Raw genomic sequence first — 12755 nt, 5'->3', positions numbered from 1 at the left:
GATGCTGCGTCTCAATTTCTCCATGTGCTTCTTTTTCATTACGACGCTTCTCTAGCACTTGTAATTGAGATTCAGTAAGAACAATACCATCCTGAGCCATCTTTGCTTCTAATGCTTTAAGCCTTTTACTGATATTGTTTAAATCATTACGTAACCAAATTGATCTCACTCCTCCAGGTGATACAAGTATACCGCTCTTCTTAAGCTCATTTGATACTCTTAGCTGTCCATATGCTGGATATTCTATTGCCATATCCATTACTGCTTTCTCTATCGCTGGATCAACTCTATTCGCTATTATTGGCTTTCTTCGACTAATTTCATACAATGCCTCTTCGCCACCAGTTTCATACAGTTCTTTAAATCTGTAATAACTATCTCTACTATAGCCCATCGCTTTACATGCTGATGATATGCTACCAAGACTCTTAGCAAGTTCTAGTAACCCTACTTTTGGCTTTATTATTTTTTGATTTAAATTCATTTTTCATCTCCATTTAATAATTAATTTATTTTACTAAATGTAAGATATAATCTCAACTATTACAATTCATATCCAAGCGGCCAACAACATACGGAATTTTTAGAGCGTTCATATACGAAAGTAGAACCTCTACCATAAATTACAGGTCCACATTGTTCTTGCCAAGCAATTGAATATTTTACCCGATTATCTTGCACATCCCATTATGGTAAACAGCCGCTAATAATACAATTCATTTCAGTCACAAATAGTTTAACCAATTTTTGTATTACCAAATCTTCTTGTTGTTCTACTTGTATATTATCACAATAAGCTATATGTGAGTTTAAATTATTAGCATAAGCTCATGATGTTATAGAGACTATAATAGTAAATAATATAATAAAAATTTTCATATGATACCTTATTTATTAAATTTAAATTAATATATTTAAAGATATTTAATAAGAAACTAATAATCAAATATTATTTATTGTACTATATTATTATTTTAAATAAGATTTCGGACCTTTGATCTGCTATATTATCATCAAAAACATTATTTATGACTGCTGATTATTCTTTTTTGAAAAGTTTTGCTGAGTATATCATTGATAAATTAGGTAAAGATACAGAAGTTCAAATAATATTGCCTAATAATCTCTCATGCCTAGAATTAAAGAAGATTTTAACCGATAAATATAAAATTAAATTACCTATTATTATTCCTTTTAATTCTCTTATTTCAAAAAAAACCGATTCGGATTATATATCTAAAATAGAAGAATTACTTATTTTATCATCCATTATCACCGAATATAAAGAATTACCTTTTAATAAAAACGAATCATTAAAAGCTGCAGAATTTTTAAGAAAATTGTTTAATGATCTTATAATCAATAATATCGATATAAAATTAATTGAAGTCTATAACAATTCTAACTATTGGCAAAAGATTTATAAATTTCTAGCATATTGCTTTTTAAGATGGCAAGAAGAAATATCGTTTACTCAAAAACAAACTAAAGCAGTTTATAAATTAAAGCTATTACAAGAAGAAATAATAAAAATAAAAACGGGACATAAGCAGGTAATACTCGCCGGAATATTCAAGCCTAATGTTTTTTTAAAAAGATTTGAAGAAGAATTAAAGGATTACATAATTCACTATAATCCTGCCTCCAAACAGATTAGCTATGGTATATCTTATTATGAACCTAATGACATTTATGAAGAAACTAAACAAATAGCTTATATATGTAGCCGTAATAAAGACAGACGGATTGCAATCGTTACAAATAATAATAAGCTTAAAAGAGTATATTTTAATTTTTTAGACAAATATGAAGATCTACTAGGTAATGACTTAAGGCTTACTAATATAGGTGAATTACTAACTTCCATTATTAAAATATTATGTAATAATTTTGATTTAAAACTTCTATTTTTATTACTTAAAAATCCTTTAATTAACTGCCCTACTGTGCAGCAGTTAGAGTTAATGCTATCTAATAAAAACCGTTTTATATCCTCACCGAAATATTTATTGCAATTACAATTTGATAATGAGGATATAAGAGAGTATTGCCGTAACTTAATAGATATTTTATTTACCGATACTCCACATAATATACAAGCTATTCTAACCTTAACTAAAGAAATAACTGAAAAACTTTTGCCTACTATTTGGGAAAAAGAAGGAGGAGCAGAACTACTTGAGTTTTTAACAAAATTAACCACATATAGTAAATATGTAAATTCAACGGATAAAAAGGATTTTCCTAAAATTTTTTCTTTTTTACTTTCTAATATCAAATATTACAAAAATACCGACGCTGCTAGTATTATTATAGGACGGCCTGAAGATTTAGCATTATGTGAATTTGACTTAATTATATTACCGCATTTTAATAATGAAAACTGGACACTTAGTGCTAAAGCTCACCCATGGCTTAGCAAGAAAGCCTTGCAGATACTAAATATAGATTACGATGAAATCGCCCCTACTCTATATTCAGATTACTTCAATTTATTTCTACAAAATAAGCAAATAGTTATACTGAATGCTAAAAAATATGATGGGAAGCTATCAGTGCCGAGTAATTTATTTTTGAAGCTAGAAAAAGGTTCTGTGTCACCCCGTGACTTGATCACGGGATCCAGTAATTATATGGATACCGTGGTCAAGCCACGGTATGACAAGAGTATTGAGATCCACAGCCCCTCTTTCCCAACCACCTTATCAGTAACCGAAATAGAAACATTAATAAGAAACCCATACGGTTTTTATGCTAAGAAAATTCTTGGACTACGTAAAAAAGATCATATATGGGAAGAGCCTAAAATATCGGATTTCGGTAATTTGATTCATAAAGTTTTAGAGGAATATTCTAAAAATTACGACAAACAATATATTAATTTAAATTTGCTTGATAAACAAAATGCTTTAATAAATATCGGTAATCATATTTTATATAGCACTATTTTACCAAGCTACACAAAAAAGACTTGGCAAATAAAACTCACGACTTTCAGCAAAGCTTTTATTTTATTTGATATAGAACGCCGAAAAAACTGCAAAGAAATCTATTTTGAAACTAAAGGGGAGTTACGGCTAAATATTGTAGGTCAAGATATAAAAATAATCGGTATAGCTGACCGAATTGAAATAAGTAAATCAAACAATATAACTATACTAGATTATAAGACCGGTACTATTCCGACTAAGAAAGAAATAGAGCTTGGACTCTCTCCGCAACTTATCATAGAAAGTTTGATGTTACTAGAAAACGGATTTACGAAATGTAATTCTCTGTCCCTTTTATGTCATCCTCAGCCCCTTTTGTGTTATTCCTGCGAAAGCGGGAATCCAGTTATGAATAACAATATTACTATCGCCTACGTAAAAATAACTAGTACCGAACCTTATGTGCACACAACGGAAATAGCTTTAAGCATCGAGACTTTAAATAGACATAAAGCAGGATTAGTAAAATTACTTGAACATTATATTACAAATAAATTCTTTTCTTATGATTTGAATTTATCAAAGTATAATGATTATTTGCATTTGAGTCGATAGGCTAATTATGTCATTCCTGCGCAGGTGCATGGGTGTCAGACTCGATGTCATTCCCGCGTAGGCGGGAATCCAGTACTTTAAAACTGTTTTTAAAGCTCGATTTATCTCGCTTTACCCTAGATTCCCGCCTACGCGGGAATGACATAAACAAACCATGCAACAAGGCTTTCAGTCGCTCACAATGACGACTTAGCAACTGCTCAATAGTGCTTATAACCCCATCACTAACTTAAATTCTTTACTTTTAATAATCTTACTATTCGTATTATAAATAATCGGATCGTTAATTTTTTCATGACCGAATCTATTTGTTTTAAATACCGGTATATCTAAACTATCTGCAAAATTACGAAGCACTAACATTGTGGCATCAAGATCTTTACCAAATGAACCAAATATTATAGCCTTAACATCCTCAAGTAATCCTGCTTGCTTTAAGTGTAAAAGCTCACGATCTAATCTAAAAGGAGCTACATTCACATCTTCTAAAAAAAGAATTTTGCCCTTAGTCTTTATTTGCCAACTCGTTCCTATACTAGTCTGCACCATAGTTAAGTTACCGCCTGTTAGTTTGCCGTTAACAAGATCACTTGATTTTGCTATATCGTTAAGAGGCACTAAATTATCTATAGTAACCTGCTTTACTTTACCTTTTAATATTTCAGCAAGCTTGGTAAAATTACCTTGATCTTGTTCCGGCTTTAAGAGATCGGCTATATTACTGCCGTGAATAGTTTTCCAGCCCCATTCTTGTGATAGAAAAAGATGTAACGCCGTTATATCGCTATATCCTATAAAGAATTTCTCTTTATTTGGTTTTGATAGCTTTAGTAAATCGGGAATTATTCTCGCAGAGCCGTAACCACCTCGTAAACTCCATACTATATTATCAGACTCATCAAATAATGCATCCCGCAGACAATTAAATCTTACTTCATCGCTACTTGCAAGAAAGGGTAGCTTACCTTTAGCAAAACACTTAGAAGAAATTTGTAAATTTAGTCCATTAATATTTTTTAAATCCGACAAGGTTTTATTATCCACTCCTGTTGCCGGAGCAACAACAGTAATAGAGATATTTTTTAGACTATGACCAGCAGAAAAAGTTGATATTGAAAAAAATAATATTATTAGTAAAGATATATTTTTAAGAATCATGAATATAATTGATAGGTATTGTTATATGAACAGGTAAACCTACTATGTCATGCCGTGGCTTGACCACGGCATCCAGTCTTTATTTTATTTTTTCTAGATACCGTGGACAAGCCACGCTATGACAGAGGCAAGCACTGGATTCCCATTTTAGCTAGGGATGACATAAAAGGGAACAAGAAATGACATAGAAAATGAGAATAACCTTAAGAAACTATTCTAAATAAAAATTAGCATCATCACCGGTAATCTCTACTGCTTTAGCCTTGATTTGGTCAATAGTAAGGCCACTATATTCTACAAACCAAACTAATAAAGTATCGTCCTGACCAAAAAAATTAATGTTCTTAACAACAGTTGCTTTATCTATATTACCTTTCCTCATATCATATACAAGCTTTAATGCTTCTTTTTGTGCTGGTAGTTCATGAGTATTAGATAGTGCTAAAGTCTTTACTTTTGCTCCAAGTTTATCCACCGAAGCCTCTGATATTTCATCATCTTCAGATTTATCAGTTGAATTTTCGCTTATTCTAAGGTTTTCTATTATAGGTTCAACAAGCTTTGTCCATAGCTGGTCAGTTGAACTACAATCACAATCGGCTAGATATTTTCTACCTTCTTCTCCAGTTTTTACAGCATTATCAACAAACTCTTTAACTAGCCACGTATTGTGAAATTTGTTATAAGCAGCTTTTATGAATAGTTCTAAATGATTAGAACCTAAATCTAAGAATTTTTGTTTAAGGTCCATAGGGATATGACTTTTTGTATCTAGCCATGTTTGCATTCCTGATAATATTTCTGACATTACCTTATTAGTGTCTTGTGTCGGTATAGTAATATTATTACTCTTAATAGTAACCTCAAGTGCATTTTTAGTACTAGCATCCAAGTTAGATACTAAGTTTTCATACTGGGCTGGGTTACTTTTAGCTTCTTTTAAAATGCTTACTATTTTCTTAAATCTTGTTACTATTTCTGAATGACTACCTGTAATGCTTGTCATCCAATCCCATTTAAAATATTCAAACCCTCCGGTAGCATGATTTGGAACTGCAACATGTGCAAATTTATGGTCATATCTAATGCCGATTACATTAAGATCGTTTTTATATTTCGTTACTTGAATATCGGTATCATTACAATATTTTTTAAAGTGTTGCTCTAATTTTTTCATACTCTCCTCCTTAATTCATATTTTTAATTAGTGTCCATGTTATACTTATATATTACTATATGTTAAAATAAAACACTAATAGAAATTAACTTTTTGCTATATCACAAGCATGTAAATCACGCTTAAAGTACAAACTACTATTCTTATTTAAGATTACCCGATAAATCTGAACATTTTCAAGTACTCTTTGAACGTAATCTCTTGTTTCTCGATAAGGTATAAGTTCTATCCAGTCAATAACTTTTCTTGTATCTTTTATATCCCTTGGATCACCAAACCTATCTATCCATTTTACTACATTATGACTTCCGGCATTGTAAGAAGCAATGGATAGAATATAAGAACCTTTATGATCATCTAATAATTTTTTGAAGTGATACGAACCAAGTTTAATATTATATACCGGGTTTCTAGTTAAGTCTGCTACATTACATTTAACATTTATGGATCTTGCGGTATCACAAGCAGTACCTTTAATAAGTTGCATGAGACCCATAGCATTTGCATAACTTACTGCTTTATGATCAAAAACCGATTCTTGTCTAATTATTCCATAAGTTAAATGAGGTGGGATAGGCAAACCTACTAGATTATAAGGCGTTGGAAAAGCACAATCCGGAATAAAAGCATTATTTTGGGCGGCAATTTTTGCCACCTCAACTATATGATTAGTATTATTATTTGCTTTAATAATATTCGCAATTATTTGAATTTCTGCAGAATTTTTAGTGTTTTTCATTGCTGCTTTGGAATATATTAGGGCTAAGTAGTTTTTATTATATTTAACCAATAACCTTATTGCTTTAATAATCTCTTTATTTTCTATAATTTTCCTTTCTTCAGAAGTTATTACGGGAATAGGAGGTAAAACTAACTTTGTCCTATTTAATTCAATATTTGCTACCTGCCCATAAAAGGTAAAAGAATATTTAGCTGCCTGCTCGTAAAATTTTCTAGCCGTTTGCTTATCGCCTTTTGCTGCATAAGTACGACCGAGCCAATAAAACCCACGTGCCAAACTAATCGGAGTCTTAACCACTTTAATAAACTTATTAAAATGTACTAATGCTTGATCAGGCTTTTTTAAAAAACTTAAAGAAAGCCAGCCCGCAAGCCACTCCTGCTCCCTTATAGTTTCAGGACAAGTAGCAAAAGGAAGCGTTGCCATTCTATAGCTATTAGCAAAATCTTTGTAATCGATGAATGCACGAGCATAATAGGACTGAATCCGACACCATTTAGCAAAATGTTTACGGTTATTTTTAGCTTTCTTAAACAAAGTAATAATTTCCTTTGTTGGCTTTTGCATTTTTTTAAAATCTAAATAATGATATAATAAACCGGAAGTATAGTATTTTTCAGGAACACTTTTAAAAAGCTTTTCAGCATTTGGCGATTTACCTATAATCGCAATTTGGACTTTAAAAGAATTACGGTAACCTTGCTCTACATATTTCAGGGATTGCTCAGCAGATCTAATATCATTTTTCCATAAATGTTCTTCTATTCGCTCTAAATGATCACTCGCAGTTAAATATTTATGCCACTTATTGTAATATGCATTTTCTTCTTCAGGAGTAAAATTGGCGTATACCCAAGCCTCTTTAATAATAGGTAGTAATATCTTCTGATCTTTGATTAAACTACTTGCAGCTGCCGCATAAAATTTATAACCTTTGCCGGTAAGAGGAGGATGTTTACTAAACCAATCAACAATTACTTTTTTATTTGTATTATTATTTAGATATTCTTCTGCTCTTTCTTCAAGCAGCTTATTTTGAGGCCAATCCGGGTTATTGCATAAAAACCTTATTACATGTTCAAAACTATTATCTGCACATTTATTATCTAAATATTTCTGAGAAAGTACAATTTTTGTTAAAGTTTTATTATTTACTTCTAGAGCTAAATCTTCGGCTTGTGACCAATTTTTTTGATCGATATAGGTAAAAACTTGCTTAACATTATCTACAGAATCAGAATTAGCATGTACTTTCAAAGCTAATAACAATAATATAGAAGTTAATAATTTTATTGTGATTTTCATAAGTTTTATGATTTGTTGCGTGGATACCTAATAGTCATTACGAGCTACTAAAAGCGTTTTTGCATGGCTCGTTTATGTCATTCCCGCCTACGCGGGAATGACATAGAGACCCACTAAACACCCGTAGAACCAAAGCCACCACTACCACGCATCGTTTCTATAAGACTATTACTTTCTTCCCATAATATACGTTCGTACTTTGCGATTATCATCTGTGCAATTCGCATGCCTTTTTCTATAATAAAATCTTCTTTACCGAGATTAATAAGAATGACCTTTATTTCACCTCGATAATCTGCATCAACAGTACCGGGTGAATTAGCAACCGTGATACCGTGTTTAACGGCAAGACCCGAACGGGGTCTTATTTGGGCTTCAAACGAATCTGGTAGTGCTATAGCGATGCCTGTTGGAATTAGCTGTATTGCGCCTGCTTTTATTGTTATAGGTTGCTCGTTTGCGGCTATTAAATCCATCCCTGCACTATGCTCTGTAGCATATTCCGGCAGACTGCCGGAAAAACTTTCTAGTTTTTTAATTTTAACTTGTGTTATTGTCATATTATTTCATATCAAATTTATCGTTAATAATTTTATTTTCTACCGCATCAATTAAAGAATTAGCAAGATTATCGGTTAATATCTTACTTCCCATGCCAAGTTTCTTTTTAAGCCAAGGTTGCTTAGCACACAGATATTGAAACTTAACATTATCACCAAATTTTTCTTTCATTACGCTATACATATCACCTATGCCGTCAATTAAGCCGTAATCAAGCGCTGTTTGCCCTGCCCAAAATTCACCGTTAAATAAAATTTCGTCTTGCTGAGTTAACTTCCCTGCTCTTCTTGTTTTTACATATTCTATAAAATGTTCATAAACCTGCTTTTGCAAATCTTTGATAATTTTAAGATCATCTTTATTAATAGGTTTAAACGGATCCAATACTGATTTATTCTTGCCTTCCGTATAAACTCTTCTCTCTATCCCAAGTTTATTAATTGCTTCATGAAAACCGAATCCGCTTGATACTACTCCGATACTACCGATAACCGAACTCGGCAAAGCATATATCCGGTCACCGCTGCAAGCCAGCCAATATCCGCCTGAAGCCGCCATATCTTCAATAAAACTATAAATTTTTATTTTATTTTCTTTAGCAAGGTCACGAATACGTTTTGCAATAAGTTCAGATTGTACCGGAGAACCGCCGGGAGAATTAATAATTAAACATAATGCTTTTAATTTCTTTATTTTAAAAGCTTTTTCTATTAGTTCATTTAATGATTCTAACGTAAGTCCCGATTGCATAGTACTTACTTTACCGATAACACCGCTAAGGCGTAAAACGGCAATCACCTCTTTAGAATTACTAAAAACCGAAGCAAATAATTGATCTAATTTACTTATCTGCCGTTTGGTTATTATCTGATCAAATTCAGCATTCGCCATAGTTGATTTATTTACTTCATTCATTAATTTTACTCATTTTTAATTTAATATACTCGTTTAATTTGAAAAATTGGCTATGTTGTCTTATAAGATCTGCGGTACTCACCTATTAAGTATACGCTCCGCTCCTCGCCTTATAGACTCCTTGCTCTTTTCCAAATTACACTTAGTCTATTTACTTGGAGTTACTATAGAGCATCCTTTTTTATTGGCGGCAAAGGCTTAGCCGGTTTATTCAGAGATTGCTCGTTATAACTATTTTTAGGTTCAGGATAATTTCCGGAAATGGCAGATAAAATAGTATCTCTAACTTTTTCGTCATACCAATTTGTATTGCCGACAAAGCTAGTTACTATTTTGCCGTTTGGGTCTATTAATATACTAGTCGGTAAACTAACAACCCCTAAGGCTTTAAATAATTCATTTCTATAATCATGATAAATCGGCAAATATCTTATTTGATAGCTTTTAAAATATTCTTTCACAACCTTTACGCCTTGATAATCTTCTGAAATCGGAATTACTGAAAAAGGTAATTTCCTAAAATCTTTTTGCAACATATCAAGGTCAGGCATTTCTTTGACACAAGGAGCACTCCAAGTAGCCCAAAACACTAACAATATAGTCTTTCCTTCAAACTGATCAAGAGAATATTGATTTTTTTCTTCATCAAAAACAATTATATTATCAGGAACACTTGAACCTCTTAAAAATGCTAATTTATCCTTAGGCTGCTCATAGAGCTTAGCATGAATTTTAGGAATAAAAATTATTATAGATAATAAAAATACTATAATATATATAAGATATTTATTATACTTTCTTAAGGTCATATAATAATTTATAGTAATGAAAACATTTTATTTATTCGTATTAGCACTTACATTATGTAGTTGTGGTATAAAAAAGCCTTTAGAAGCACCGCAGAAAGAGGCAAAACGTCATTGCGAGCAAACGTTAGTGAGCGTGGCAATCTCATCAAATATCCTGAGATTGCTTCGTCAAATTACTTCGTAATTTTCCTCGCAATGACGTACTGTATCAATACCTCCTAAGCGTCGTACCTTGCAAAACTAAGTCAAAACAATAAGATGGCATATTTTCTTGCGGTTCGATCAATATCGGATTTACTTCACCGCACTCATTATCACACATATTTTGATCAGATAAGTCTAAGCGTGTTTCGAGAGTAATAAGACTAGGATGCTCTATTCTTATATTTGCACTTCTCAAATAACGAGAAGATTTATAAGGCAACATGCTAATAAAGTAATATTCTCCTTTATTATTAGTAGTAGCAATACCGGAACCGGTAAAACTTGAATCGCTTTTACTTGTAAATCTTCTTTTATCAACTCTAGTTTTTAAAGGTTCGTAAGGATATTTACCACCGCTTCCTGCTTGCCATAAATAAACTTTAGCATCCGCAACCGGTACACAATTTTGATCTAATACTTTTCCTTTAATTAATATCCTTTCACCGTAAAATTTTGATAGTCTTCCTGTTTTACGTAATAAATTATTAGTAGTTTCAAAAACTTTTGGTTCATAATCATTAAATATATTTCTAGTAATTTTACAACGATTAAGCTTATTAGGATAAGTTTTAGAGGCAGCAAATATGTTTAATGTCCATAAACATAAAAAACAAAATATAAATTTTTTCACTTTTCACCACTATATTTATAAAATTCTGCATCTAAATTTAAATCAATTATTTTGATTAATCAAATTATTTTTATTCTCATTTGATTATTAAGTAATTGATTGTTATAGTAAACTTTGTTATACTAAAAATTATATATATGCAAAAATTTTTATCTTTAATAATTGTAATTCTAATACTTTACAATATAGTAAAGTTAAAAATATCTCCCGACAACAATAATCTTACAACTGTAGAGCAAACGGCTTCAAATAATTCATCTATCGATGAAAACCAAACTAGTATAAATAATGAACCTCCTATTTTATTAAACGGCAACTTATTTGAACGTACGGTTTCAAAAATAGTAATCAATGCTCTTAAAACCGAAGAAGGGAAAGCATTTTTTGAAAATATTTTACAACCGTTAAATGGACCTATCAATCCTAATGATTACACTATTGAAGTACGTAAGGATTTAGTAAAAACACTGTTCAAAATTAATACGCTCGGTAGCGGTAATATCGGTCCCGCTTCTTGCGGACATGTAGTTACCGTATTTTATCAAATATCAGATATGAACAATACTTTAATATCTGAAGATACTAAGACTTTTACTTTAGGCTCTGCTCCTGTAATGCTTGGCTTAGATAATGTAATAATCGGTATGATGGTAGGAGAAGCACGAGAAGCTATTATTCCGGCAAAATATGCCGTTAATAATAGTAATAATATTATCTTCGATGATGCTTATAATTATAAAGTTAATGTAATTTTAAAATCCATATTACCGCAAAATTTTGTTAAAAGTAATAAAGTGAAAATTTATGACGATGAGATAGCGTATCGTGTGCCTTTATTATGTGGTGAAAAAGTAAGCTTTAATGCGAAAATTACTCGCTTATCAAACGGTAAAATACTATATGATTCAAAAGCAAAAGGACAACAAATAGATATGAAAATCGGCGATATTACATATCCTTTAATTTTTTCTTACGCCTTGCAAGGTAAAGTAACGGTTGAACACGCAGTGTTATTGCTGAAGGCAAAACATTTAAAACTTTAGGTTCTAACATAAATAAAATTATTTCTCATGAATCGTTACCGATAAATGAATATCTTTTGCTTGAACTAAGAGACTTTAAACAAAATTAAATAAATATGAAACAAAATAAAATTCAAAGACAAAAAAATTATATTTTATTATCTATCCTTGTCATAATGATAATAATTGTATATCTTATAGCATTAATAAAAATTGCAGGATAAATTTTGTAATTATTAAAAATTTAAAACTCAAATTAAACGAGTATATAAGCATCTTACTTTAAACTTTAATTATAATATGGAAATTATTAAAAAAAACAAAAATATTATTATATTAGTTTTAATATTTTTAGCAGTAATTATTTATATCTATACAAGTAAGAATTCCTATAATAAAACAAACGATAATATATTAGAAGTAAAGATAGCTATACAAGATCATAAATTTGTTCCGAATATAGTTGAAGTACCAAAATCGACTAAGATAAGGTTAATTGTTCATAATGAAGATGATACGATAGAAGAGTTTGAAAGTCATGATTTACATCGTGAAAAAATAGTTATGCCAAATGAGTCAATACATATTATACTTGCACCTCTCAAGTCCGGAAAATATGAATTTTTTGGAGATTTTCATCAAGATACAGCTCAGGGTCTTATAATTGTTAATGATTAGATAAAAAA

The 12755-nt window shown here is 30.9% G+C and carries 11 protein-coding genes and 1 pseudogene; 4 read left to right on the top strand and 8 right to left on the bottom strand.

Annotated elements, in window-relative coordinates:
* On the bottom strand, nucleotides 1-484 hold a 484-nt coding region (locus RAT170B_RS02305), incomplete at its 3' end, for a helix-turn-helix domain-containing protein (protein ID WP_045805495.1).
* Between the two features lie 544 nt (nucleotides 485-1028).
* Between RAT170B_RS02305 and RAT170B_RS02300 the strand changes: the two genes are divergently transcribed.
* Nucleotides 1029-3545: a PD-(D/E)XK nuclease family protein gene (locus tag RAT170B_RS02300; protein ID WP_045805494.1), complete on the top strand. Its 2517-nt coding sequence runs from the start codon at nucleotides 1029-1031 to the stop codon at nucleotides 3543-3545.
* Nucleotides 3546-3755: 210 nt separating this feature from the next.
* On the opposite strand, the gene RAT170B_RS02295 is transcribed toward RAT170B_RS02300, so the two are convergent.
* From RAT170B_RS02295 to RAT170B_RS02270, 6 genes are all read right to left on the bottom strand, one after another.
* Nucleotides 3756-4703: an LD-carboxypeptidase gene (locus RAT170B_RS02295; protein WP_014120752.1), complete on the bottom strand. Its 948-nt coding sequence runs from the start codon at nucleotides 4701-4703 to the stop codon at nucleotides 3756-3758.
* Between the two features lie 211 nt (nucleotides 4704-4914).
* Complete coding sequence (locus tag RAT170B_RS02290; protein ID WP_045805493.1) at nucleotides 4915-5880, bottom strand: hypothetical protein; 966 nt, start codon at nucleotides 5878-5880, stop codon at nucleotides 4915-4917.
* Nucleotides 5881-5965: 85 nt separating this feature from the next.
* On the bottom strand, nucleotides 5966-7927 hold the full coding sequence (locus tag RAT170B_RS02285) for a lytic transglycosylase domain-containing protein (RefSeq protein WP_045805492.1): 1962 nt from the start codon (nucleotides 7925-7927) through the stop codon (nucleotides 5966-5968).
* A gap of 113 nt (nucleotides 7928-8040) precedes the next feature.
* Nucleotides 8041-8487, bottom strand: coding sequence for a dUTP diphosphatase (dut, locus tag RAT170B_RS02280; RefSeq protein WP_045805491.1), 447 nt, complete (start codon nucleotides 8485-8487; stop codon nucleotides 8041-8043).
* A 1-nt stretch (nucleotide 8488) separates the two neighbouring features.
* Complete coding sequence (locus tag RAT170B_RS02275; protein ID WP_014014241.1) at nucleotides 8489-9403, bottom strand: S49 family peptidase; 915 nt, start codon at nucleotides 9401-9403, stop codon at nucleotides 8489-8491.
* 164 nt (nucleotides 9404-9567) lie between these two features.
* Nucleotides 9568-10212, bottom strand: coding sequence for a TlpA disulfide reductase family protein (locus RAT170B_RS02270; RefSeq protein WP_045805490.1), 645 nt, complete (start codon nucleotides 10210-10212; stop codon nucleotides 9568-9570).
* Nucleotides 10213-10228: 16 nt separating this feature from the next.
* Here RAT170B_RS02270 and RAT170B_RS10295 point away from each other — a divergent pair, with 16 nt between their 5' ends.
* Nucleotides 10229-10396: a hypothetical protein gene (locus RAT170B_RS10295; RefSeq protein ID WP_186786266.1), complete on the top strand. Its 168-nt coding sequence runs from the start codon at nucleotides 10229-10231 to the stop codon at nucleotides 10394-10396.
* A 24-nt stretch (nucleotides 10397-10420) separates the two neighbouring features.
* Here the strand turns inward: RAT170B_RS10295 and RAT170B_RS02265 are convergent, their stop codons facing one another.
* Nucleotides 10421-11047, bottom strand: coding sequence for a dioxygenase (locus tag RAT170B_RS02265; protein ID WP_045805489.1), 627 nt, complete (start codon nucleotides 11045-11047; stop codon nucleotides 10421-10423).
* Between the two features lie 137 nt (nucleotides 11048-11184).
* Between RAT170B_RS02265 and RAT170B_RS02260 the strand changes: the two are divergent.
* Nucleotides 11185-12179 (top strand): annotated as a pseudogene (locus tag RAT170B_RS02260) (FKBP-type peptidyl-prolyl cis-trans isomerase).
* Nucleotides 12180-12369: 190 nt separating this feature from the next.
* Nucleotides 12370-12747, top strand: coding sequence for a cupredoxin domain-containing protein (locus RAT170B_RS02255; RefSeq protein WP_045805488.1), 378 nt, complete (start codon nucleotides 12370-12372; stop codon nucleotides 12745-12747).
* Nucleotides 12748-12755 lie beyond the last annotated feature (8 nt).

The organism is Rickettsia argasii T170-B (genome assembly GCF_000965185.1).
Taxonomy (GTDB): domain Bacteria; phylum Pseudomonadota; class Alphaproteobacteria; order Rickettsiales; family Rickettsiaceae; genus Rickettsia; species Rickettsia rickettsii.
This window is presented reverse-complemented; position numbering and strand designations above follow the sequence as displayed.

Coding starts and splice junctions, on each gene's coding strand:
- RAT170B_RS02275 (WP_014014241.1), bottom strand. CDS start 9,403: ATGAATGAAGTAAATAAATCAACTATGGCGAATGCTGAATTTGATCAG.
- dut (WP_045805491.1), bottom strand. CDS start 8,487: ATGACAATAACACAAGTTAAAATTAAAAAACTAGAAAGTTTTTCCGGC.
- RAT170B_RS02285 (WP_045805492.1), bottom strand. CDS start 7,927: ATGAAAATCACAATAAAATTATTAACTTCTATATTATTGTTATTAGCT.
- RAT170B_RS02295 (WP_014120752.1), bottom strand. CDS start 4,703: ATGATTCTTAAAAATATATCTTTACTAATAATATTATTTTTTTCAATA.
- RAT170B_RS10295 (WP_186786266.1), top strand. CDS start 10,229: ATGAAAACATTTTATTTATTCGTATTAGCACTTACATTATGTAGTTGT.
- RAT170B_RS02255 (WP_045805488.1), top strand. CDS start 12,370: ATGGAAATTATTAAAAAAAACAAAAATATTATTATATTAGTTTTAATA.
- RAT170B_RS02300 (WP_045805494.1), top strand. CDS start 1,029: ATGACTGCTGATTATTCTTTTTTGAAAAGTTTTGCTGAGTATATCATT.
- RAT170B_RS02290 (WP_045805493.1), bottom strand. CDS start 5,880: ATGAAAAAATTAGAGCAACACTTTAAAAAATATTGTAATGATACCGAT.
- RAT170B_RS02270 (WP_045805490.1), bottom strand. CDS start 10,212: ATGACCTTAAGAAAGTATAATAAATATCTTATATATATTATAGTATTT.